The sequence below is a fragment of the Microbacterium sp. NPDC055910 genome, from assembly GCF_042271185.1.
Lineage (GTDB): Bacteria > Actinomycetota > Actinomycetes > Actinomycetales > Microbacteriaceae > Microbacterium.
The window spans coordinates 122740-144785 of the sequence record NZ_JBHJZS010000001.1; the positions used below are offsets into that span (position 1 = coordinate 122740).

A 22046-nucleotide genomic window follows, 5' to 3' on the forward strand; every position below is an offset into this window, starting at 1 on the left:
CCCGGGGGCACCCGTACGCTCGCGAGCATGATCCCCACGCCTACGCCGCTCGGTGGACCCGGCCTCGTCCAGGAGCGCCGACTGATCACCAGCATCCCGGGTCCGAAGTCGCAGCGCCTGCTCGAGCGGAAGTCCGCCGCGGTCGCAGCGGGGGTCGCGCACACGGTGCCGATCTCAGCCGTCGCGGCCGGCGGCGGCGTCGTCGTCGACGCCGACGGCAACTCGCTCATCGACCTCGGCTCGGGCATCGCTGTCACGACGCTCGGCAACGCGCATCCGAAGGTCGTGGAGGCCGTGCAGGCGCAGATCGCGCAGTTCAGTCACACGTGCTTCATGATCTCGCCGTACGAGTCGTACGTCGCCGTCGCCGAAGCGCTCAACCGCGTGACCCCCGGCGACCACGCGAAGAAGAGCGCGCTGTTCAACTCCGGCGCGGAGGCGGTCGAGAACGCCGTCAAGATCGCGCGCAAGTTCACCGGCAGGCACGCCGTCGTCGCGTTCGACCACGGCTACCACGGCCGCACCAACCTGACGATGGCGCTCACGGCGAAGGCGATGCCCTACAAGAGCGGGTTCGGTCCTTTCGCGAGCGAGATCTACCGCGCCCCGCTGTCGTATCCGTATCGCGACGGTCTTTCCGGGGCGGATGCCGCGAAGCGGGCGATCTCGATCATCGAGAAGCAGGTCGGTGCCGGTGATCTCGCCGCCGTCATCATCGAGCCCATCCAGGGGGAAGGCGGCTTCATCGTCCCCGCCGACGGATTCCTTCCGGCGATCGTGGACTGGTGCCGCGCGAACGGCGTCGTCTTCATCGCCGACGAGATCCAGACCGGGTTCGCCCGCACGGGGGAGATGTTCGCGAGCACCCGGTTCGGAATCGTGCCCGACCTGATCACGACGGCGAAGGGGATCGCGGGGGGACTCCCTCTCGCCGCCGTGACGGGCCGGGCCGACATCATGGATGCCGCGCACTCGGGCGGCCTCGGCGGCACCTACGGCGGCAACCCGGTCGCGTGCGCGGCGGCCCTCGCCGCGATCGAGGTGTTCGAGTCGGATGATCTGCCCGCGCGTGCCCGTGAGGTCGAGCAGATCCTGAAGGGCAGGCTGACCGAACTGCAGGCCGCCGATCCGCGGATCGGCGACGTGCGCGGTCACGGCGCGATGGTCGCGGCCGAGTTCGTCGACCCCGCCACGGCCGAGCCGGATGCTGCGCTCACGGCCGCCGTCGCGAAAGCCTGCATCGCCGCCGGTGTCATCGTGCTCACGTGCGGCACCTACGGCAACGTCATCCGCTTCCTTCCGCCGCTGTCCATCCCCGATACGCTTCTGCGCGAGGGGCTGGACGTCGTGGCGGAGGCGCTCGGCGCCGTGTGACCGATCATCGGGGAGGTGCGGGTGTGAGCGGACATGTCGTCGTGGGCTACGCGGCGACGAATGCGGGGGCCGACGCCCTCGCGCTGGGGACGCGCTTCGCCGCGGCGACCGGCGCGACCCTCGATGTCGTCGTCGTGCTGCCCGATGAGAGCCGCCACATCGTCGCGCTGCCGGCTGCGAACTACCGCCGACACCTCGAGGAGCAGGTCGAGGAGTGGCTGGCCGCCGTGCCCGACAAACTCGCCGGCGCCGTCGAACACGACACGCACGTGCGCTACGGGGAGTCGTTCGCGGCCGGATTGCTCGAGGCCGCGCACGAACTCGAGGCATCCCACATCGTCGTCGGTGCCGCCTCGGGCGGACGGCGAGGGCGTCACCGCCTCGGCACCGTCGCGACCGAGCTGCTGCACTCGGCCGACGTGCCGGTCATGCTGGCGCCCGAGGGGGCGCGCCGCATCGACCCCGCGCTCGGCGTCTCTCGGATCACAGCGGCGATCGGCCTGCGGCCCGGCGCCGACGTGCTGCTCGAAGAGAGCCTCGCGCTCACCGCCACGACGCAGGCGGAGCTGCGGCTCGTCTCGCTCGTCGCCCTCGACCTCCCCGCCGGTGTCGCGAGCCTCGAATCCGCCGCCTATCACGCCGACGAGGTGCTCGTGCACGCCCGCGGCACGCTGCCCCGGGGCGTCGAGGCCGAAGCCGTCGTGGGACTCGGCGACAGCATCGAAGAAGCCGTCGAACACCTCAGCTGGGAGCCCGGCGAGCTCGCCGTCGTCGGTTCCAGTCGCCTCGCCCGACCGCGACGGCTCTTTCTCGGATCGACGGCGGCGAAGATGCTGCGCGAGCTGCCGGTGCCGATGATCGTCGTTCCCCGAACCCGCAAGAAGAGCAGACCGTGACCCCGCACCCGATCGGAGAGATGCCATGACCGACTACGCCGTCGTCAATCCCGCAACCGGTGAGACCCTCGCCTCGTACCCGACGATCACCGATGATGCGCTGGATGCCGCCATCGCACAGGCCGACACCGCCTATCGTTCGTGGCGCGATGTTCCCGCCTCCGAGCGTGCGGCGCGGATCCGTCGGGTCGCCGAGCTGCACCGCGAGCGCCGTGACGAGCTCGCCGCGATCATCGTGCGCGAGATGGGCAAGCCGCTCGCCGCCGCCGAGGGCGAGGTCGACTTCGCCGCCGACATCACCGAGTACTACGCCGACCACGTCGACAAGATCACGGGTGACCAGCCTGTCGACATCGAGGGGGAGGGCACCGCCGTCATCCGTCGGACGCCCCTCGGAGTGCTGCTGGGCATCATGCCGTGGAACTTCCCGTACTACCAGGTCGCGCGCTTCGCGGCGCCGAACATCGTCGTCGGAAACACGATCCTCCTCAAGCACGCGTCGCAGTGCCCCGAGTCGGCCGCCGCGATTGCGCAGATCTATGCGGATGCCGGTATGGGCGAGGGCGTCTATACGAACATCTACGCGACGAACGACCAGGCGGCCACCGTCATCGCCGACCGCCGGGTGCAGGGCGTCTCGGTGACCGGCTCGGAGCGCGCCGGCTCCGCCGTCGCCGAGATCGCGGGGCGCAACCTGAAGAAGGTCGCTCTCGAGCTCGGCGGTTCGGACCCCTTCATCCTGCTGTCCACCGACGACCTCGACGCGACGGTGGATGCCGCGGTCGAAGCGCGCCTCGACAACAACGGCCAGTCCTGCAACGCCGCCAAGCGCTTCATCGTCGACCAGGAGCTCTACGACGGGTTCCTCGAGAAGTTCGTCGAGCGGATGAGCGGCGCGCAGGTCGGCGACCCGTTCGCCGAGGACACCGTGCTCGGTCCGCTCTCGTCGCTCACGGCGGCCGAGCGGCTCGCCGAGCAGGTGGAGCGGGCCGTCGCGCAGGGTGCGACGCTCGTCACAGGGGGCACGCGCGACGGCGCGTACTATCCCGGCACCGTCCTGACCGGCGTCACGAGCGACATGGATGCCTACCGCGAAGAGTTCTTCGGGCCGGTCGGCGTCGTTTACAAGGTCTCGGGCGAGGACGAGGCGGTCGCCGTCGCGAACGACACCCCGTACGGGCTGGGCTCCTACGTCTTCACGACCGACAGCGAGCAGGCGGCGCGCATCGCCGACCGGATCGAGGCGGGCATGGTCTACGTCAACCTCGTGCTCGCCGACGAGGCCGGCCTGCCCTTCGGCGGCGTCAAGCGCTCGGGAACGTCGCGCGAGATGGGTCTGCTCGCCGCCGACGAGTTCGTCAACAAGAAGCTCATCCGCGTCGGCCCCTGACCGTCGCGTCCCGGTCGTTCGCCCCCGGAGCACCGCACCCCGCCGAACCGTACCGATCCCGTCGAGCCGTACGTCGACGATGTCGGGTTCGACGGAAATGGTCGGGCTCGACATCGCGGCGAGGGCGGCGGGGCGGGCAGGGCGGGCGGGGCGAGCACCGCGGCGAACCGGGCGGGGGAGAGGTATCGCGGGGTGCGAGGAAGGGGCAGGATGGAGTCATGGATGCACGCAAAGATCCCGTCGTCCGCCTGAACGACGACGAATGCTGGGAGCGTCTGCGCGGGCAGGAGCTCGGGCGGCTCGTCACTCGCGTGGGTGAGGTCATCGACATCTTCCCGGTCAACTACGTCGTCGACGGCGACGCCGTGCTGTTCCGCACCGCGCAGGGCAGCAAGCTGTTCGAGCTGACCGCCAACGACGAAGTGCTCTTCGAGGTCGACGATCACACCGACACGGATGCCTGGAGCGTCGTGCTGCGCGGCCGGGCGCACGTGCTCGACACGTCGGCAGAGGTCGAACGCGCCGACGGGCTCGGCCTGACGCCCTGGATCCCGACGCTGAAATACACCTACGTGCGCGTCACGGCGACATCGCTCACGGGGCGCGCCTTCGAACGCGCCGAGGAGCCCGATCGATACGGCGTTCAGCAGTACTGATCCGGTTCGCGGGCGTGGAAGGCATGCCGTACACTGGATGGTGCAGTTGAAGTCTGCATTTTTTCGCCGTGCCCGCGCTTCGGGTGCTTCCCGGAACATGGTCGCGGCGACCGCATGCAGGCAACCTGAGATCCCCAGGGTCTCTAGGGCGGTAGCTCAATTGGCAGAGCAGCGGTCTCCAAAACCGCAGGTTGCAGGTTCGATTCCTGTCCGCCCTGCGCGTCAGCGCTGTCGGCAGTCGCGCCGACACGCTCTGACACACGGAAGGTAAATCAGGTGACATCGATGATGCAGGACGAGCCGGGCGGCGAGATCGTCGCTTCGAGCGGCGGATCACGCGAGAAGAGGCTCAACCCCTTCGCGCGCATCGTGCTGTTCATCCGTCAGGTGTTCGCAGAACTGCGCAAGGTCGTCACGCCGACTCGCCAGGAGCTGCTGAAGTACACGCTGGTGGTGCTGGGGTTCGTCGTCGTCATGATGGCGTTCGTCTACGGCCTCGACCTGCTGTTCGTCTGGGTCACGACGGTCGTCTTCGGCATCCCCGCCTGAGCTGATTCACGACGCGGGCAGGATCGCAGCATCCGCCCACGGAATGGAAGTTAACGAAGTGTCTGAAAGATTTAACGACGACGTGGACTGGGCTACGGCCGCAGAGCAGTCCTCTGAAGACGACGAAGCCCAGGAGGGCAACGTCCTCGCGGAAGAGGAGCGCTCGGTCGAGCCCGCGGAGCACGTCGCACTGCACATCGTGGACGACTCGAACAGCGAAGACCTCTCCGACAACGACGACATCGACATCGACGACCCGGAGGCTGACGCGATCGTGAACGACGCCCTGAACATCGACGAGGCCGCAGAGGCCGAGGCCGCCGCAGAGGCCCTCAACGAATCCATCGCCGACGAGGTGGCCGAGTACCAGGCCGACCACGCCGACGACGTGGCGCCGTACGACGGCCCCGACGTCAACGGCGATGAAGACGCGCCCGTGCTCGACCCCGCGGTCGTCGACGAGGTCGCCGCCGCGGCCGAGGTCGTCGACGAGGTCGAAGCGAGCGTCTCGCCCGCTGACGCCGCAGAGGTCGCCGATGCGTCCGAAGACGCTGACGAGTCCGAGGAAGAGGACCCGTACGAGGCCTTCCGCGCCGATCTGCGGAGCCTGCCGGGCAAGTGGTACGTCATCCACTCCTACGCCGGATTCGAGCGCAAGGTGAAGGCCAACATCGAGCAGCGCAAGTCGACGCTCGAGGTCGAGGAAGACATCTACCAGATCGAGGTCCCGATGGAGGACGTCGTCGAGATCAAGAACGGACAGCGCAAGATGGTCACGCGCGTCCGGATCCCCGGCTACGTGCTCGTGCGCATGGAGCTCAACGAGGACACCTGGTCGGTCGTGCGTCACACGCCGGGCGTGACCGGGTTCGTGGGCAACGCGCACAACCCCACCCCGCTGCGCTTCGAAGAAGCCTTCAACATGCTGAAGAGCCTCGTCGAGATCAAGGACGTCGCTCCCGCCAAGGGCGGGGCCGCCACGAAGCAGGCCGGCGGCGCCGCGGCGCGCGTCATCCCCGCCGAGGTCGACTTCGAGGTCGGCGAAACCATCACGATCAAGGAGGGCTCGTTCGCGGGTCTTCCCGGCACGATCAGCGAGATCAAGCCCGAGAGCGGCAAGCTCACGGTCCTCGTCTCGCTCTTCGAGCGTGAGACCCCCGTCGAGCTCTCGTTCGACCAGGTCACAAAGTTGTAGCGAGGCGGATCAATGCTGCGCAGCAGCGTTGATGCGACTCGGCGCAAGGTCGAGTAGGCGGCGCAGCCGCCGTATCGAGACCCACAAGACACCGCACTCCGGAAAGGCCGGATGTGCGGGAGAACCGGATGCAGCAGCATCCGATTCGATCGAAAGGAAGAAGAATGGCACCGAAGAAGAAGGTGACCGGCCTGATCAAGCTTCAGATCAACGCCGGTGCAGCCAACCCGGCGCCGCCGATCGGGCCCGCGCTCGGTCAGCACGGCGTCAACATCATGGAGTTCTGCAAGGCGTACAACGCCGCGACCGAGTCGCAGCGCGGCAACGTCATCCCCGTGGAGATCACCGTCTACGAGGACCGCAGCTTCACGTTCATCCTGAAGACCCCGCCCGCGGCAGAGCTCATCAAGAAGGCCGCCAGCGTGGGCAAGGGATCGGCGACGCCGCACACCGCCAAGGTGGGCAAGCTCACGAAGGATCAGGTGCGCCAGATCGCCGAGACCAAGCAGCCCGACCTCAACGCGAACGATGTCGACGCCGCGATGAAGATCATCGCCGGCACGGCTCGCTCCATGGGCATCACGGTCGAGGGCTGAGGGGAATAGACATGGCACACAAGTCCAAGGCCTACAAGGCCGCCGCGGCGAAGATCGCCGCCGACACGTTCTACACGCCGACCGAGGCCGTCGCTCTCGCGAAGGAGACCGGCTCGTCGAAGTTCGACTCCACCGTCGAGGTCGCCCTCAAGCTCTCGGTCGACCCGCGCAAGGCCGACCAGATGGTGCGCGGCACCGTCATGCTGCCGCACGGCACGGGCAAGACCGCCCGCGTCATCGTCTTCGCGACGGGTCCGGCCGCCGAGGCCGCGATCGCGGCGGGCGCTGATGAGGTCGGCGGCGCCGAGCTCATCGCGAAGGTCGCCGACGGATGGACCGACTTCGATGCGGCCGTCTCGACCCCTGAGCTCATGGGTCAGGTCGGACGCCTCGGAAAGGTCCTCGGTCCCCGTGGCCTCATGCCGAACCCGAAGACCGGCACCGTGACCCCCAACGCGGCCAAGGCCGTCGAGGAGATCAAGGGCGGCAAGATCGAGTTCCGCGTCGACAAGCACGCCAACGTGCACTTCATCGTCGGCAAGGCGTCGTTCACGGCCGAGCAGCTCGACGAGAACCTCAACGCCGCTCTCGAAGAGATCGTGCGTCTGAAGCCGTCGAGCGCGAAGGGCCGTTACATCCAGAAGGGTGCGGTGTCGACCACGTTCGGCCCCGGCATCCCGCTGGACGTCAACGTCATCTGATCCTTCGACAGGCTCAGGAACCGAGCACAGGCTCAGGAACCGAACGAAGGACCTCACCCGTGGGTGGGGTCCTTCGTCGTCGGTGGGGGAGTACCGTCGAGGGCATGCCGCGCCGCCTGCAGGACCTGTTCGGAATCGACGTGCCGATCGTGCTCGGCCCGTTCGGCGGACTGTCGTCGGTCTCGCTCACGGGCGCCGTGAGCGAAGCGGGAGGCCTGGGCTCCTACGGTCTCTACGGGTACGCGCCCGACCGCATCACCGAGACGATCGCCGCGGTGAAGGCCGCGACCCCGAAGCCGTTCGCGGTCAACCTGTGGCTGCCCACCGGTGACGAGGTGACGCCCGCCGATGTCGAACTCACATCGGCGCTGGCTGCGCTCGCTCCGCTCTACGACGCCGTCGGCGTCGCGCCGCCGACGCTCCCGGAGAGGTTCCTGCCCGACATCGCCGACCAGGTGCAGGCGGTGATGGATGCCGCACCCGCGGTCGTGAGCGTCGTCTACGGCGCCCCGAGCCGGGAGCTCGTGGGTGCCGCGCATCGCCGCGGCATCCGAATCGTCGGCACGGCGACGACGGTCGCCGAGGCCGTCGCGCTCGACGAGGCGGGCGTCGATGCGGTGGTCGCGACGGGGGCCGAGGCTGCGGGGCACCGCGTGTCGTTCCTGCGTGCGGCCGAGAACTCGCTCGTGGGAACGTTCGCCCTCGTGCCGCAGGTCGTCGACGCGGTGGGCGTGCCCGTCATCGCGGCCGGGGGCGTCGCCGACCGGCGCGGCGTGGCGGCGGCCTTCGCGCTCGGCGCGTCGGGGGTGCAGGTGGGCACGGCGTTCCTGCGCACGCGCGAATCCGCCGCGACCGAGGCGCACCGGCGCGCGATCGCGCGAGCCGCGGCCGAGGACACCGTGCTGACCCGGGCGATGAGCGGCCGACTCGCCCGCGGCATCCCCAATCGTGCGATGCGCGACATCGAAGCCTCGGGGGCCATCGCACCATTCCCGGCGCAGAACTGGCTCACGGGCGTCTTCCGCGCCGAGGCGGCACGCCGCGACGGCGGCGACCTGCTGTCGCTGTGGGCGGGGCAGGGGGCGCCGCTGGCGACGCGCGAGCGCGCCGACGAGGTCTTCGCCGAGCTCGCGGCCGGCGTGCCGGGATGACGTCCGCTCACGCGGTCGCGCGCACCTCGAAACCGGTCGCGCCCGTGGGTGCGGACTCCGTCACGGTGGCCGACTCGACGCGCGAGCCGGGCGGTCCCTCCGCCATCCACTCGAGCACGTCGTCGACCTGCGCGTCCTCGCCCTCGACCTCGGCCTCGACGCTTCCGTCGCGACGATTGCGAACCCAGCCCGAGACGCCGGCGTCCCTCGCGATCATGCGCATCGTGTACCGGTAGCCGACCCCCTGGACCGTGCCGCGGACAACGACCTGCACACGCTTCATCCCCCTATCGTGCCGGACGCCCTCGAATCCGCGCAGCGGGTGGGTCAGCGGGGGAGGACGAGCGAGATGCCCAGCGCGATCATGACGACCGCGATGACGGCATCGACGACGCGCCAGGCGCGGGGCGTCGACAGCCAGCGGCCGAGGAAGCGAGCGCCGTACGCGAGCCCGAAGAACCAGACGATGCTCGCGAGCACGGCGCCGAACGCGAACCACCAGCGGCCGTCGCCGTGGGTGCTGGCGATCGAGCCGAGGAGGAAGACCGTGTCGAGGTAGACGTGCGGGTTGAGCCACGTCAGTGCGAGCGTCGTGAGCACGACGGGCGCCAGGCGCGTGCGCGTCGTGATCGTGCCCGGGCCGTCGCGCCGTTCGGTCTCGGCCGCGACGAACGCTTCGCCGCTCGGGCGCCAGGCGCGCTTGGCCGCGAGGAGGCCATAGGCGACGAGGAAGACGGCGCCCGCCCAGCGCACGACGTCGACGAGCCAGGGAACCGCCTGCAGCACGAGGCCGACACCTGAGACTCCGAGCACGATGAGCGTCGCATCCGACACGGCGCAGATCGCGGCGACGACGAAGACATGCTCACGACGCAGCCCCTGCCGCAGCACGAAGAGGTTCTGCGCCCCGATCGCCATGATCAGGGAGAGACCGAGGCCGAGGCCGGCGAGGATCGAGGTGAGCACGTCTTCGACGCTATGGCCGACGCGCGGCTCAGTCCAGCTCATGATTCTTCAGGAGCATTAGTGTGACTGATGATGAGGATTCCCTTCGAGCTCGCCGAGACCGTCGCTGTCGTGCTCGACGAAGGCACGCTGGATGCCGCGGCGCGGCGACTGCACGTCAGCCCCTCCGCCGTCAGCCAGCGCATCAAGGCGCTCGAGGAGATGCTCGGGCGCACGGTGCTGATCCGCTCCAAGCCGGCGCGGCCGACCGAGGCGGGCGTCGCCGTCGTGCGGCTCGCACGTCAAGCCGCCCTGCTCGAGCACGACACCATCGCCGCACTGGGCGCCGACCCCGACGGCGACGTGCGCACCTCGGTGCCGCTCGCGGTCAACGCCGATTCGCTCGCGACGTGGTTCCTCGAACCGCTCGCGCGGCTGGCCCAGCGGCATCCCGTCGTGTTCGATCTGCACCGCGACGATCAGGACTTCACGGCCGCCCTGCTCGAATCCGGCACCGTCATGGGTGCTGTCACGTCGCGCGCCGAGCCCGTCGCGGGGTGCCGCGTCTCGACGCTGGGTGCCATGCGCTACGAGGCCGTCGCGACCCCCGCGTACGTCGAGCGGTGGTTTCCGGACGGACCGGATGCCGCGGCCCTGGCCGCCGCACCCCTCATCGACTTCGACCGCCGAGACGACCTGCAGGCGCAGTGGCTCGCGGCGCGGGGCGTCGCTCCGGCCGCCCCGCCGCGGCATTACGTCCCGGCATCGAGCGACTTCGCCGCGGCGACGCTGCTCGGGCTCGGATGGGCGCTGCTGCCCACGTTCCAGTCGCGCGGACCGCTGGCCGCGGGCGACCTCGTGCCGCTCGGCGGCCCGCCCGTCGACGTGACGCTGCACTGGCAGCAGTGGAACCTGCGCTCACCGCTGCTCGGCGCGATCGCCGATGAGATCGTGGCCGAGGGGCGGCGGGTGCTCGCGACCGTGTGAGCGGCTACCGGATGCCGACGTAGAACCGGGACTCGTCGCTGCGGTGCAGGGCGCTGTACCTCTCGAACGGCACGCCGTCGGCATCCCACGCGACCGACTCGATCGACAGCACGGGCTGGCCCGTCCCCAGCTGCAGCAGGTCGGCGTCTTCGGGTGAGGGCATGACGGCGCTGATCCATCGGTCGGCACCGCTCGGCTGCACGCCGAAGTGCCGCCGCAGGTGCTCGTACAGCGAGCGGTTCTCGAGGTTCGCCCGACCGAGAGTGGGGAAGCGGTCGTATGGCAGCACGGTGTCCACGAGCAGCCAGGGGGTGCCGTCGACGCTGCGCAGTCGTCGCAGGCGCACGACGGAAGAGCCTTCGGTGATCCGGAGTGCTTCGGCGTCGCTCGCATCGGCGGTCCCGACCTCGAAGTCGATGACCCGGGTCGTGACGCTGCGTCCGGTGGAGGACAGGTCATCGGAGGACCCGGTCATCGACCCGATGAACTTCAGGTCGGGCCGCCGGGGTGAGACGAAGGAGCCGCGCGCGCGGACCTTGTAGATGAGCCCGCCGCGCACGAGATCCGCGAGCGCCTCGCGCACGACCGTTCGCGACACGGCGTAGCGGTCGATGAGCTCCGATTCGGAGGGGAGGGCCTGGTCAGCCCGCAGCAGACCCTGCTCGATCTCTTCGCGCAGGACGCGAGCGAGCTGCTGCCACAGCGGGATATCGGCTTCGCGGTCGAGGGCGACATAGGTGGCAGGTGTCGGCATAGCGGGGCTCCTTCGATCCGGCACGCGCAGTGATGAGAGCGTATCGCGCGCGATTGACAGCTTCCTCGCTCATGCCTATGTTAGTCATCACCAACTCATCATGACAGGTTGGTTGTAACAGGTTGACAGACCTGGCGCCAAGATACAGAGCGCTCGTCATATCGCGACGAAGCGAAACCAGGAGGCAATGACAATGAAGTTCACCGGAATCCGCCGCGCGGCCACCGCGGTGACCGCAGCGGCAGCCGCTGCCCTGCTGATCGCCGGCTGCGCCGGCGGCACGGGCGACGCGGGCGACACGACGGCCGGCGGCGAGCCCGAAGGGCTGAAGATCGCCCTGTCGAACGGCTTCGTCAACGGATGGCGTCTGACGCTCATTGACAAGTTCGAGACCGTCGCCGAAGAGCTCAAGGCCGAGGGTGTCGTGTCGGAGTACTCCGTCGTCAACGCCCCGGGCGAAAACAGCGCCACCGAGCAGGCCTCGCAGATCCGCAGCCTCATGCTGCAGAACCCGGATGTGCTCATGGTCATCCCGGCGAGCTCCAGTGCGCTCGTGCCGGTCATCGAAGAAGCCTGCAGCGCAGGCATCAACGTCATCATCCTCGACGCCGACATGGACACCAGCTGCGGCACCGTCGTGCGCAACGAGTACGGCCAGTGGGGTGCCGACTCGCTGGAGCCGGCGCTGGAGGCCATCGGCGGCACCGGCAACATCGTCATCAACCGCGGTGTCGTGGGCTCTCAGCCCGAAGAGGCGTTCCACGCTCGCCAGCAGGAGATCCTCGCGGACTACCCCGATGTGACCGTCGCTGCCGAGATCAACGGCTTCTGCGACTCGGCGACGGCTCAGAAGGAGATCGTCGGGATCATCGGCTCGCTGCCCGAGATCGCCGCCGTCCCGGGCTGCATCGGCGGCATGGGCATCGTGCAGGCCTTCGAGTCGGCGGGCCGTGAGGCGCCGGTCGTCGTCTTCGACACCGACGGCAAGTCGCTGGCCTTCTGGCAGGAGAGCGGCCTCGACAACGGCTCGTTCGCCGCGCTGACCGATCCCGGTCAGGTCGTCGCCGCGATCTACGTCGCCCTCGCGAAGGAGCGCGGCGAAGAGGTTCCGGCCGAGGTCGTGCTGCCGCTCGTGAAGATCGCGCAGGAGGACCTGGACTACTGGGTCGCCGAGCTCAGCACCGACGAGTACGCCGCCAACGCCTGGGACGACGCCTCGATCGAAGCGGCCCTCGCAGCCCTCGCGGCCGGGGAGAGCGTCGAAGCCCCGGCGCTGCAGAAGTAGTCGACGGCCGACCAGTCCGAAGGAGCACACTCGATGACATCCGCGACACGGCGCGACAGCGCCGCACCGCCCCGAGCGGCCGGCATCGTCCTCACCGCGACGGACGTGTCCAAGCGGTACGGCAGCACGACGGCCCTCACGGGGATCGACGTCACCGTCAACGCGGGAGAGATCCTCGGTCTGGTCGGCCACAACGGCGCCGGAAAGAGCACCCTCATGCGCGTGCTCGCCGGCCGCGAGCAGCCGAACACCGGCCTCGTCTCCTGGCGCGGCGGCGGTGCGTGGGATCAGCGCGCCGCCGCCCGGGCGGGGGTGCGCATGATCTATCAGGAGCTGGCGCTGTGCCCCGACCTGACGGTCGCCGAGAACATCGCGCTGTCCGATGGCGCAGCGCGCGGCCTCTCCTGGAAGCGCACCGCCGAGCACCGCGTCGCCGAGAAGCTCGACGACGTCTTCCCCGGTCACGGCGTCGCGATTCTGCGCCGTACGAGCGATCTCACGATGGCGCAGCGCCAGATGGTCGAGATCGCCCGCGCGCTGTGCACGCCGAAACTCGCGATGCTGATCCTCGATGAGCCGACCGAGTCGCTGAGCGTCGATGCGACGCGACAGCTCTATGCGCACCTGCGCGAGCTGACCGCATCCGGCGTCAGCATGGTGCTCATCTCGCACCGCATGCAGGAGGTCCTCGCCAACGCCGACCGAATCGCCGTCATGAAGGACGGCCGCATCGTCGAGACGCTTCCGGCAGCGGATGCCACTGAGGAAGGCCTCCTCACGACGATGGGCGGCGAGGTCCACGCCGACACCGCCACGATGCGGCGCGTCACGACGAGTGAGCCCACCGACATCGCCCACGAAGGAACCGTCGCGCGACTGCGCGACGACGGCTCGGTCCCGTTCGTCGTCCAGCCCGGCGAGATCGTCGGCCTCGCGGGTCTCGCCGGCCACGGACAGGATGCGCTCCTGCGGCGCCTGTGGACGCGGGCCCGCGGAGTCACCGTCGCCAAACGCCGCGCCTATGTGCCCGGCGATCGTCAGACCAGCGGCGTCTTCCCCCTGTGGAGCGTCGCCGACAACCTGACCGTCTCGGCCTCGCGCGACCTCGCGGTGGCCGGCGTCATCCGATCCGGCGCGAAACGCGCACTCGCCGGCGAGTGGGTGCAGCGGCTCAAGATCAAGGGCGGGGCACCCGCCCCGATCATGTCGCTGTCGGGCGGGAACCAGCAGAAGGTGCTCGTCGCCCGCGCTTTCGCGACCGACGCGACGCTCGTGCTGCTGGACGACCCGTTCCGCGGCGTCGACGTCTCGACCAAGAACGAGCTCTACGCCCTGATGCGCGTCGAAGCGTCGCGGGGACGCTCGATCGTCTGGTATTCGACCGAGAACGGCGAGATGGCTCACTGCGACCGCGTCTATGTCTTCCGCTCCGGCCGCATCGTGAGCGAGCTGGCCGGCGAGGACATCACGGAGGACCGCATCATCGCCGATTCGTTCGGCAGCGACGATCGCACTCAGGAGCACGCACGATGAGCACCGCCACCGCTTCTTTCCCCACGACCGCGCAGCGCTTGCGCGTCGGCGCTGTCAACGGCTCGCCGGCCCTGCTGTCGCTCGTCGCCCTCATCGCCATCTTCATCGTGACGGCGACACTCCAGCCCGGCATCCTGAGCGTTCCCGGCCTGACGCTCATGCTCATGTCGTCGGTGCCGCTCGTGCTCGCCGCGCACGCCCAGATGATCATCATGAGCGTCGGCGACATCGACCTGAGCGTCGGCTATCTCGTCGGTCTCGTGACGGTGATCGCCGCAACGCTCTTCCTGGAAGCGCCCGTCATGGCGGTGCTGTCGATCGTCGGCATCTTCGTCGCGTACGCCCTGATCGCCTACGTCGTGCAGCGCCGCGGTGTGCCGTCGATCATCATCACCCTCGGGATGTCCTTCGTATGGCTGGGGGTGGGCCTGCAGATCCGGCCGACGCCCGGCGGTGCGACGCCGGAATGGCTCTCCGTCATCTCGACGTGGCGTCCGACATGGTTCCCCGCGCCGATCATCTTCATCGTGATCGCGACGCTCGTGGCCTGGTATGTGACGCGCCGGGCCCAGGTGGGCACCAGGATGCGGGCGCTCGGCTCGCAGGCGCCGACGCTCGAGAAAGCCGGTGTCTCCCTCATCGGCACCCGGGTCACGGCCTACGTGATCGCCGCCGCCTTCATGATCGTCGCGGGTCTCCTGCTCGCTTCGCAGACCTGGTCCGGCGACATCAACGCCGCGAGCGAGTACACGCTCATGACGATCGCCGCGGTCATCCTCGGCGGAGGCACCTTCGCCGGAGGCCGCGCGATGCCGATCGGCACGACGCTGGGCGCCGTCACGCTGGGCCTCATCACCGTGCTGCTCAGTCTCATCAACCTGCCCTCCAGCCTGCAGTCCGCCGCACAGGGACTCATCGTCATCGCCGTGCTGGCCGGCCGCATCATCACCGAGAGGTTCGTACGATGACCGCGATCGACAACTCCGCCCCGCGCGCTCGTCGCGGATTCAGCTGGCCGGCGTGGGGCTGGTCGCTCATCGGCGTGCTCGCGGTATGGGCGCTCATCGTCGCCGTGCGCCCGGGCGCGCCCTTCGACCCGCTGACGCAGGCGCTCTCGCTCGCGCCCTTCCTCGTGCTCGTCGCGCTCGGGCAGATGCTCGTCATCACGCTCGGGCCCGGCAACATCGACGTCTCGGTCGGCACGATCGTCTCGATGTCGTCGTACGTCTCGGTCGCCGTCGGAGCCACGGCGGGCCCCCTCGTCGGACTCGTCGCGGCGGCCGGCGCGGGGGTCGTCGCGGGGCTCGTGAGCGTCGCGGCGATCCTTCTGCTGCGCGTCCCGCCCATCATCGCGACGCTCGCGACGAGTCTCGTCGTGACCAGCGCGACGCTGCTGCTCGCCGACTCGGCACGAAGCTCGGCCGATCCGGCGCTGCGCGCGTTCGTCAACGCCAAGGTCCTCGGCGTCCCGCTCATCGCGATCCTCGTCGTGCTCGTCACGATCGTCATCTGGTTCGTGCTGCGCCACACGCGTCTCGGCCTGTCCATCGTCGCCGTCGGTCAGAGCGAGCGCGCGGCGGAGCGCGCGGGCCTCAAGGTCGCCGCCGTCACGGCGACGGCGTACCTGCTGAGCGCGGGCTTCGCGGGCCTCGTCGGCGGTCTCCTCGCTGCCTTCATCTCACCGAGCACCGTTCTCGGCACCTCCTACATGCTCGACTCGATCGCCGTCGTCGTGATCGGCGGCACGCTCATCTCGGGCGGCCGGCCCGTGCCCGTCGGCGCGTGGACGGGTGCGCTGTTCTTCGTGCTGCTCTCGGGCCTGCTCAACCTCGTCGGGTGGTCCGTCGGGGCCCAGAACGTCCTCAAGGGCGTCCTGGTCGTGCTCGTCGTCGTCGTCGCGTCAACCGCGACCGGCACAGGCAGAAGCAGCATCCGACGCCTGCGTGCATCGATGACCCCGGGCTCGCGCACCGCGACGCCCACCACCACAACAGAGAAGGAGCCCATTCATGGCTGACCTCGACGACCTCCGCGACGGAACCGACTTCTCGGGCGCGATCGCGACGCACGACGGCTTCCACCTCAAGGGGCAGGCGGGCCAGGACTGGGGCATGCGCGCACGGCTTTCGCGTGTCTTCGACCCCGCCGACGGCAAGACCGTCATGCTCGCCTTCGACCACGGGTACTTCCAGGGCCCGACGTCGGGACTGGAACGACTCGATCGCTCCATCCTGCCGCTCGTCCCGCAGGCCGACGCCCTCATGTGCACGCGCGGCGCGCTGCGCACGACGATCCCCGCCGACAACGGCAAGGGCATCGTGCTGCGCGCCTCGGGTGGGCCGAGCGTGCTGAACGACCTCTCGAACGAAGAGATCGCGGTCTCGATCGACGACGCCGTGCGTCTGGATGCCGCCGCGCTGGCCGTACAGGTGTTCATCGGCGGTGAGAACGAGACGAAGTCGGTCAAGAACATGACGACTCTCGTGGACCAGGGCCAGGCTGCCGGCATCCCCGTCCTGGCCGTCACGGCGGTCGGGCGCGACATGGTGCGCGACGCGCGCTACTTCCGTCTCGCGACCCGCATCAGCGCCGAGCTCGGCGCGGCCTTCGTGAAGACCTACTACGTCGAAGAGGGCTTCGAGACGATCACGAGCGCGTGCCCCGTGCCGATCGTCATCGCCGGCGGCAAGAAGGTCGAAGAGCAAGAGGCACTGCGCGTCGCGTACCAGGCGATCCAGGAGGGCGCCGCAGGTGTGGACATGGGCCGCAACGTGTTCCAGTCCGAGCACCCCGCCGCGATGCTCTCGGCCGTGCGCGGGGTCGTGCACGACGGGCTCACCCCCGCCGAGGCGTTCGACCTCTTCCAGTCCCTCTCCCACTGAACCGGTCTGCGGGCGCCCCTCGGGGCGCCCGCAGCGTCGAAGGATCCACATGCCCACTCTGCGCACCCACAGCGCGCCCCGGACGGCGGACGTCGTCGTCATCGGCGCGGGGATCAACGGCCTGGCCATCGCCCGGGAAGCCGCCGCGCGCGGCCTGCACGTCGTCATGATCGATCGCGACGACATCGCCGCCCGCACCTCGGCCATCTCGACCCGGCTCATCCACGGGGGGCTCAAGTACCTGCCGCGCTTGGAGATCCCGCTCGTGTTCGAGTCGATCCGCGAGCGCAACATCCTGCTGAAGACGGCGCCGCACCTCGTGCTGCCGTACCCCATGCTCATCCCGTTCGCGAAGTGGAACAAGACCCCCGGGTGGCTCATGTCGTGCGGGCTGATCCTGCACGACGTGCTCGCGATCGGCAAGCGCCTGCCGCTCAACCGCATCGTGCTGCCGGGTCGACTCAAGCGCGACTGGCCGTCGGTCGCACGTGCGGGCGTGCGCTGGGGTGGGCTCTTCCAGGACGCACACGTCCCCGTCACGGAGCGGTTCGCGCTCGAGCTCGCGATCGACGCCGACCGGCGCGGCGCGACGATCCTCACGCACACGCCCGTCACCGCGCTCCTGCGCGAACGCGGCCGCATCGCCGGTGTCGTCTACCGCGACCGCGAGACGGGGGAGCACCTCGAACTGCGTGCGCCCGTCGTCGTCAACTCGGCCGGACCCTGGGTCGACTCCGTGCTGGACCTCGCCGGTTCCCACGCTCGCCGGATCGGTCCGACCAAGGGCAGTCACCTCATCGTGGACGCCTTCCCCGGCGTTCCCGACACGTGCGTCTTCTTCGACTCCCCGAAGGACGGCCGGCCCATGTTCGTGCTGCCCTGGTGGGACGGTCGGTTCATGATCGGCACGACCGACCTGCCGTACGACGGATCGATCGAGGACATCGCGATCGACGACGACGAAGTGGCGTACCTGCTGGAGTCGGTGAACACGATCATCCCCGACGCGGGACTCACCCCCGACGACGTGCTCTGGTCGTATTCGGGTGTCCGCCCGCTGCCCTATGTCGCCGACCTCACCGACCCTTCGTCGGTCAGCCGCGACAGCGAGATCGTCACCCACGACGGCGACTCCGCGGGGCTTCTGACTGTCATCGGCGGCAAGTACACGACGCACCGTGCCCTCGGTGAGCAGGTGTTGCGCAAGATCGAGAAGCAGCTCGGGATGCCGCGCGAAGCGTCGCCGACACGCGAGGCGCGCTTCCCCGGTGCTCCCGCCGAGAGCGTCGCCCGCTTCCGTGCCTCGTTCGTCGCGCGCAGTGCGCTTCCCGCACGCAGCGCCGCGCGACTGGCCGACGTCTACGGAGCGCTCGCTCGCGACATCGAGATGCTCGCGGCATCCGATCCCACCCTCGCAGAGGTCATCGACGACGAAACGGGCGCGATCGCCGCCGAGATCGTGCACGCCGTGCGCGAGGAGGGGGCTCTGAGCCTCGAAGACGTCCTGCTGCGCCGAACGGTGATCGCCTTGAACGGCGACGTCGGCCTCGCGTGCGCGCCGCGAGCCGCCGCCGTGCTCGTCGCCTACGCCGGGTGGACGCCGGAGCACGCCGAGTCCGAGATCGCGCGCTACCGTGAATCGGCTCGCCGCTTCGTGCCGAGGGCGCTGCGAACGCGGCCCGCCGTGGCCGGAACGCCCTGAGCGCGGAGAGGACGACAACCATCATGAGCACCTGTGTCATCGGCATCGATGTCGGGCTGACCTCGGCGAAGGCCGCCGCCTTCGACGAGTCCGGGCGTGAGATCCGCACCGTGTCGGCCCCCAATCCGCGTGTCGCGGTGTCGCGCGAACGCCAGGAAGTCGACATGGACGCGCTGTGGGACGTCGTCGCCGACGTGCTGCGCGATCTCACGGCGGAGCTGGAACGCGAGGGTTGGACCATCGCCGGGATCGGCGCGACCGGTCACGGCAACGGACTGTACTTGGCAGACGAGGATCTTCGTCCCGTGCGCGCCGCGATCGCGTCGACCGACCACCGAGCCGAGGGCGTCGTGGCGGCGCTCGATGCCGACGAGGTCGAGCGGGTGCGCCTGCTGACGGGATCGATGCCCTGGGCCGCGCAGCCTGCCGTCGTGTTGCGCTGGCTGCACGACAACGAGCCGGAGACGCTCGCTCGCGCCCGCTGGGCTCTCACGTGCAAGGACTGGCTCACGGCATGTCTGACGGGAACGGCGAGCGCTGACCTGTCCGATTCGTCGGGATGCGGCCTGGTCAACCTGAAGACCCGCGATTACGAGCCGGCCGTGCTCGATCTGCTGGGCCTTCCCGCCGACACGGCGCGCCTGTTCCCCGAGCTGCGAAGCTCGGACGACATCGCGGGCGCGGTCACCGAGGCGGCATCGGTTCGCACGGGTGTCCCCGCCGGCACGCCCGTCGTCGCCGGCTGCATGGACTGCGTCGCCAGCCCGCTCGGAGCAGGCTCGACGACACTCGGCGACGTCACGGTCATCGTGGGCACCTGGGCGATCAACAGCGTCGTCGTGCCCGCCGACACCGAGCCGCCGCGCGTGACGATCAACGCCCTCCTGCCCGATCCGACCGCGATGCTCGCGATGGAGGTCGCCCCGACATCGGCTGCCAGCATCGAGTGGGCCGCCGGGCTGCTCGGCGCGAGCGCGACTATTCCCGTCACTCCCCGCGACCTGCTCGACGCGGGCCACAAGGCGCCGCCGCTCGCCGACGGGCTGCTCTTCCTGCCGTTCATCCACGGCGCTCCCGAGCACCTCGGCGCTTCGGGCACGTTCATCGGCATCAAGGGCAGTCACGGGTACGCGCACGTCGCGCGCGCCGTGGCCGAGGGCATCACCCAATACCACCGTGTCCAGCTCGACAAGGTGCGCTCGAGCGGTGCCGCCGTCTCGGACGGTCCGTGGACACTGGCCGGAGGCGGCGCGAAGAACGCGCTGTGGGCGCAGATGTTCGCCGATGTCGTGGGCCACCCCATGCGGCGACAGCTCGGCACCGAGCTCGGCGCGCGTGGCGTCGCCTGGCTGGCAGCGCGTGGCGTCGGCATGGACACCGGCGCGTGGAACACCGAACCCGACCCCGCGCTCGTCGTCGTCCCCGGCGAGTGCGCGGTCGACTACGAGCGGCAGGCGGCGACGTTCGACCGCGTGCTCGCGGCGATGGATGCGGTCTGGGAGGCCTCAGCATGACTTCGATCGACCACCGGACCGCCCTCGACGACATCGTGCGCGTCAGTCGCGACCTCGGCGGTGACCCTTCGTACGTGCTCCACGGCGGGGGGAACACCTCGATCAAGACGGTCGGCATGGATGTGACGGGCGCGCCCGTCGATCTCGTGCTCGTCAAGGGCAGCGGCTGGAACCTCGGCACGATCGAGGCGGCCGGGTTCGCGCCGTTGCGTCGCGCGCGACTGGACGAGATCCTGCAGCTCGACGAGCTCGATGACGCGACGATGGTCAACGAGCTGCGCCAGGCCTCGCTCGACGCGTCGGCGCCGACGGCCTCCATCGAGGCGCTGCTGCACGCGTATCTGCCGGGCAGGGTGGTTCTGCACTCGCACGCCGACGCGATCGTGTCGCTCACCAACCGCGACGTCGCGGCCGCGGACATCGCCGAAGCTCTCGGCGACGGTGTCCTCGTGCTGCCGTACGTCATGCCCGGATTCCCGCTCGCCCGCCTCATCGCGAACACGGATGTGAGTGGAGCCGACGCCGTCGTGCTGTCCAACCACGGACTCTTCACCTTCGGTGACGACGCCGACGCCGTTCTCGCGCGGCACCGCGAGCTCGTCGACCGTGCGTCGGCCGCCGTCGGAGTGGCGAACTGGGGCGACCCGGGCGCGACGGTCGCCCGAACCGGCGACTCCGCGGAGATCGCGTCGCTGCGTCAGGCGGTGTCCGAGGCGGCCGGGCGTCCGATGCTGCTGCGGCAGTCCGCCTCGGCGCGCGCCGACGCGTTCGCGCGCCGAGCCGATCTCACCGAGCTCACCGGTCGCGGCACGGCGACGCCCGAGCACGTTCTGTATACGAAGCGCAGCCCCCTCGTGGGGCGCGATGTCGACGCGTATGCGGCGGCCTACCGTGCGTACGTCGACCGCAATCGCGCCCGCGCGACGACCGGGATCACGCCGCTGGATCCGGCGCCGCGCGTCATCATGGACCCCGCCCTCGGCTGCCTCTTCGCGGGGGAGTCCGTCGCGGCGCTTCGTGTCACCGCCGATGTCGCGCTGCACACGATTGACGTCATCGACGCCGCCGACCGGCTGGGTGGGTACCGCTCGCTCGACGAAGCGGATTCGTTCGACATCGAGTACTGGAGCCTCGAGCAGGCCAAGCTCGCCGGGCGCACACGCAAGCCGCTCACGGGCGAAGTCGCCATCGTGACGGGCGCCGCGTCGGGCATCGGCCGCGCCGTCGCCGAGCAGCTGTCGGCCGAGGGCGCCGCCGTCGTCGGCATCGACCTCTCGCCCGACGTGACCTCGGTCGTGGCCGGTGACGCATGGCGCGGCGTCGTCGGAGACGTGAGCGATTCCGCGGTCATCGACGAAGCGCTCGATCTCGCCGTGCGCGAGTTCGGCGGAGTCGACATCGTCGTGATCGCGGCGGGCATCTTCCCGCCCTCGCAGCCCATCGCCGAGCTCGACGACGACGTGTGGGACCGGGCCTTCCGGGTCAACGTCACCGCCCCGGCGCGACTGCTGAGGGCGGTGCATCCGCTCCTCGCGCGCTCGCCGCGCGGCGGTCGCGTCGTCCTCGTGTCGACGAAGAACGTCGCAGCGCCCGGCCCGGGCGTCGCGGCCTACTCGGCGAGCAAGACCGCCGCGGCACAGCTGGCGCGGGTCGCCGCACTGGAGTGGGCAGAGGACGGCATTCGCGTCAACCAGGTCGAACCGGATGCGGTGTTCGACACCGCCATCTGGAGCCCCGAGCTGCTCGAGGCGCGAGCCGCGCACTACGGCCTGACGGTCGACCAGTACCGCACGCGCAACCTGCTGCGCGTCGAGGTGCGCAGTGCGACGGTGGCCGAGGCGGTCGTGGCGTTCTGCGAATCGTTCCCCGCGACGACGGGCGCGCACCTGAGCGTCGACGGCGGCAACGACCGCGTGATCTGACCCGCTCAACATGC

Annotated in this window: 21 protein-coding genes and 1 tRNA gene; 19 read left to right on the forward strand and 3 right to left on the reverse strand. The window is 69.7% G+C overall.

Translation table 11 applies throughout. The features are described from left to right. Positions 1 to 27 precede the first annotated feature (27 nt). The 10 genes from gabT to ACFC3F_RS00650 all read left to right on the forward strand — a co-directional run bounded on the left by gabT (position 28) and on the right by ACFC3F_RS00650 (position 8508). Positions 28 to 1374, forward strand: a complete 1347-nt coding sequence (gabT, locus tag ACFC3F_RS00605; RefSeq protein WP_376125249.1) for a 4-aminobutyrate--2-oxoglutarate transaminase — start codon at positions 28 to 30, stop codon at positions 1372 to 1374. A gap of 23 nt (positions 1375 to 1397) precedes the next feature. Then, entirely contained in the window at positions 1398 to 2270 is an 873-nt protein-coding gene (locus ACFC3F_RS00610) for a universal stress protein (RefSeq protein WP_376125251.1), read from the forward strand. A gap of 25 nt (positions 2271 to 2295) precedes the next feature. Next, positions 2296 to 3660 carry an NAD-dependent succinate-semialdehyde dehydrogenase gene (locus ACFC3F_RS00615; RefSeq protein WP_376125253.1) on the forward strand — a complete coding sequence of 455 codons (1365 nt, stop codon included), beginning with the start codon at positions 2296 to 2298 and terminating at the stop codon, positions 3658 to 3660. Positions 3661 to 3878: 218 nt separating this feature from the next. Then, positions 3879 to 4316 (forward strand): pyridoxamine 5'-phosphate oxidase family protein, encoded by a 438-nt coding sequence (locus ACFC3F_RS00620; RefSeq protein ID WP_376125256.1) that lies wholly within the window; start codon positions 3879 to 3881, stop codon positions 4314 to 4316. A 145-nt stretch (positions 4317 to 4461) separates the two neighbouring features. Beyond that, a tRNA-Trp gene (locus ACFC3F_RS00625) sits at positions 4462 to 4534 on the forward strand. Between the two features lie 67 nt (positions 4535 to 4601). Next, positions 4602 to 4865, forward strand: a complete 264-nt coding sequence (gene secE / locus ACFC3F_RS00630) for a preprotein translocase subunit SecE (RefSeq protein ID WP_376125258.1) — start codon at positions 4602 to 4604, stop codon at positions 4863 to 4865. Positions 4866 to 4923: 58 nt separating this feature from the next. After that, complete coding sequence (nusG, locus tag ACFC3F_RS00635; RefSeq protein WP_376125259.1) at positions 4924 to 6060, forward strand: transcription termination/antitermination protein NusG; 1137 nt, start codon at positions 4924 to 4926, stop codon at positions 6058 to 6060. A 164-nt stretch (positions 6061 to 6224) separates the two neighbouring features. Further along, positions 6225 to 6656: a 50S ribosomal protein L11 gene (rplK, locus tag ACFC3F_RS00640; RefSeq protein ID WP_376125262.1), complete on the forward strand. Its 432-nt coding sequence runs from the start codon at positions 6225 to 6227 to the stop codon at positions 6654 to 6656. 11 nt (positions 6657 to 6667) lie between these two features. Next, on the forward strand, positions 6668 to 7357 hold the full coding sequence (rplA, locus tag ACFC3F_RS00645) for a 50S ribosomal protein L1 (RefSeq protein ID WP_376125264.1): 690 nt from the start codon (positions 6668 to 6670) through the stop codon (positions 7355 to 7357). 104 nt (positions 7358 to 7461) lie between these two features. Beyond that, positions 7462 to 8508, forward strand: coding sequence for an NAD(P)H-dependent flavin oxidoreductase (locus ACFC3F_RS00650; RefSeq protein WP_376125266.1), 1047 nt, complete (start codon positions 7462 to 7464; stop codon positions 8506 to 8508). Positions 8509 to 8515: 7 nt separating this feature from the next. On the opposite strand, the gene ACFC3F_RS00655 is transcribed toward ACFC3F_RS00650, so the two are convergent. Both ACFC3F_RS00655 and ACFC3F_RS00660 read right to left on the reverse strand, forming a co-directional pair. Then, a complete protein-coding gene (locus ACFC3F_RS00655; protein ID WP_376125269.1) occupies positions 8516 to 8791 on the reverse strand; it encodes an acylphosphatase in 276 nt (91 codons plus the stop codon). Positions 8792 to 8835: 44 nt separating this feature from the next. Next, a complete protein-coding gene (locus tag ACFC3F_RS00660) occupies positions 8836 to 9516 on the reverse strand; it encodes a LysE/ArgO family amino acid transporter (protein WP_376125270.1) in 681 nt (226 codons plus the stop codon). Positions 9517 to 9543: 27 nt separating this feature from the next. Between ACFC3F_RS00660 and ACFC3F_RS00665 the strand changes: the two genes are divergently transcribed. Then, a complete protein-coding gene (locus tag ACFC3F_RS00665; RefSeq protein ID WP_376125273.1) occupies positions 9544 to 10440 on the forward strand; it encodes a LysR family transcriptional regulator ArgP in 897 nt (298 codons plus the stop codon). Between the two features lie 4 nt (positions 10441 to 10444). On the opposite strand, the gene ACFC3F_RS00670 is transcribed toward ACFC3F_RS00665, so the two are convergent. After that, a complete protein-coding gene (locus ACFC3F_RS00670; protein WP_376125276.1) occupies positions 10445 to 11194 on the reverse strand; it encodes a GntR family transcriptional regulator in 750 nt (249 codons plus the stop codon). A 193-nt stretch (positions 11195 to 11387) separates the two neighbouring features. Here ACFC3F_RS00670 and ACFC3F_RS00675 point away from each other — a divergent pair, with 193 nt between their 5' ends. From ACFC3F_RS00675 to ACFC3F_RS00710, 8 genes are read left to right on the forward strand one after another with little or no spacing between them, the layout of a single operon-like run. After that, positions 11388 to 12479, forward strand: a complete 1092-nt coding sequence (locus tag ACFC3F_RS00675; RefSeq protein WP_376125278.1) for a substrate-binding domain-containing protein — start codon at positions 11388 to 11390, stop codon at positions 12477 to 12479. A 33-nt stretch (positions 12480 to 12512) separates the two neighbouring features. Continuing rightward, positions 12513 to 14012, forward strand: a complete 1500-nt coding sequence (locus ACFC3F_RS00680) for a sugar ABC transporter ATP-binding protein (RefSeq protein WP_376125280.1) — start codon at positions 12513 to 12515, stop codon at positions 14010 to 14012. Next, entirely contained in the window at positions 14009 to 14980 is a 972-nt protein-coding gene (locus ACFC3F_RS00685; protein ID WP_376125282.1) for an ABC transporter permease, read from the forward strand. Before ACFC3F_RS00680 ends, ACFC3F_RS00685 begins: the two co-directional genes overlap by 4 nt. Continuing rightward, positions 14977 to 16029, forward strand: coding sequence for an ABC transporter permease (locus ACFC3F_RS00690; protein ID WP_376125284.1), 1053 nt, complete (start codon positions 14977 to 14979; stop codon positions 16027 to 16029). Before ACFC3F_RS00685 ends, ACFC3F_RS00690 begins: the two co-directional genes overlap by 4 nt. Then, entirely contained in the window at positions 16022 to 16894 is an 873-nt protein-coding gene (gene lsrF, locus ACFC3F_RS00695) for a 3-hydroxy-5-phosphonooxypentane-2,4-dione thiolase (RefSeq protein WP_376125286.1), read from the forward strand. Before ACFC3F_RS00690 ends, lsrF begins: the two co-directional genes overlap by 8 nt. Positions 16895 to 16943: 49 nt before the next feature. Further along, positions 16944 to 18596: an FAD-dependent oxidoreductase gene (locus ACFC3F_RS00700; RefSeq protein ID WP_376125288.1), complete on the forward strand. Its 1653-nt coding sequence runs from the start codon at positions 16944 to 16946 to the stop codon at positions 18594 to 18596. A gap of 23 nt (positions 18597 to 18619) precedes the next feature. Then, the gene (locus ACFC3F_RS00705; protein ID WP_376125290.1) at positions 18620 to 20110 is read left to right on the forward strand and encodes an FGGY-family carbohydrate kinase; all 1491 of its coding nucleotides are present in this window, start codon (positions 18620 to 18622) and stop codon (positions 20108 to 20110) included. Then, positions 20107 to 22032, forward strand: a complete 1926-nt coding sequence (locus tag ACFC3F_RS00710) for an SDR family NAD(P)-dependent oxidoreductase (protein WP_376125293.1) — start codon at positions 20107 to 20109, stop codon at positions 22030 to 22032. Before ACFC3F_RS00705 ends, ACFC3F_RS00710 begins: the two co-directional genes overlap by 4 nt. Positions 22033 to 22046: the final 14 nt, after the last annotated feature.

Bases quoted from the DNA above. Each gene is read 5' to 3' on its own strand.
- gabT (WP_376125249.1), top strand. From the start codon at position 28: ATGATCCCCACGCCTACGCCGCTCGGTGGACCCGGCCTCGTCCAGGAG.
- ACFC3F_RS00615 (WP_376125253.1), top strand. From the start codon at position 2,296: ATGACCGACTACGCCGTCGTCAATCCCGCAACCGGTGAGACCCTCGCC.
- ACFC3F_RS00620 (WP_376125256.1), top strand. From the start codon at position 3,879: ATGGATGCACGCAAAGATCCCGTCGTCCGCCTGAACGACGACGAATGC.
- secE (WP_376125258.1), top strand. From the start codon at position 4,602: ATGATGCAGGACGAGCCGGGCGGCGAGATCGTCGCTTCGAGCGGCGGA.
- rplK (WP_376125262.1), top strand. From the start codon at position 6,225: ATGGCACCGAAGAAGAAGGTGACCGGCCTGATCAAGCTTCAGATCAAC.
- rplA (WP_376125264.1), top strand. From the start codon at position 6,668: ATGGCACACAAGTCCAAGGCCTACAAGGCCGCCGCGGCGAAGATCGCC.
- ACFC3F_RS00650 (WP_376125266.1), top strand. From the start codon at position 7,462: ATGCCGCGCCGCCTGCAGGACCTGTTCGGAATCGACGTGCCGATCGTG.
- ACFC3F_RS00655 (WP_376125269.1), bottom strand. From the start codon at position 8,791: ATGAAGCGTGTGCAGGTCGTTGTCCGCGGCACGGTCCAGGGGGTCGGC.
- ACFC3F_RS00660 (WP_376125270.1), bottom strand. From the start codon at position 9,516: ATGAGCTGGACTGAGCCGCGCGTCGGCCATAGCGTCGAAGACGTGCTC.
- ACFC3F_RS00665 (WP_376125273.1), top strand. From the start codon at position 9,544: ATGATGAGGATTCCCTTCGAGCTCGCCGAGACCGTCGCTGTCGTGCTC.
- ACFC3F_RS00670 (WP_376125276.1), bottom strand. From the start codon at position 11,194: ATGCCGACACCTGCCACCTATGTCGCCCTCGACCGCGAAGCCGATATC.
- ACFC3F_RS00675 (WP_376125278.1), top strand. From the start codon at position 11,388: ATGAAGTTCACCGGAATCCGCCGCGCGGCCACCGCGGTGACCGCAGCG.
- ACFC3F_RS00680 (WP_376125280.1), top strand. From the start codon at position 12,513: ATGACATCCGCGACACGGCGCGACAGCGCCGCACCGCCCCGAGCGGCC.
- ACFC3F_RS00685 (WP_376125282.1), top strand. From the start codon at position 14,009: ATGAGCACCGCCACCGCTTCTTTCCCCACGACCGCGCAGCGCTTGCGC.
- ACFC3F_RS00690 (WP_376125284.1), top strand. From the start codon at position 14,977: ATGACCGCGATCGACAACTCCGCCCCGCGCGCTCGTCGCGGATTCAGC.
- lsrF (WP_376125286.1), top strand. From the start codon at position 16,022: ATGGCTGACCTCGACGACCTCCGCGACGGAACCGACTTCTCGGGCGCG.
- ACFC3F_RS00700 (WP_376125288.1), top strand. From the start codon at position 16,944: ATGCCCACTCTGCGCACCCACAGCGCGCCCCGGACGGCGGACGTCGTC.
- ACFC3F_RS00705 (WP_376125290.1), top strand. From the start codon at position 18,620: ATGAGCACCTGTGTCATCGGCATCGATGTCGGGCTGACCTCGGCGAAG.
- ACFC3F_RS00710 (WP_376125293.1), top strand. From the start codon at position 20,107: ATGACTTCGATCGACCACCGGACCGCCCTCGACGACATCGTGCGCGTC.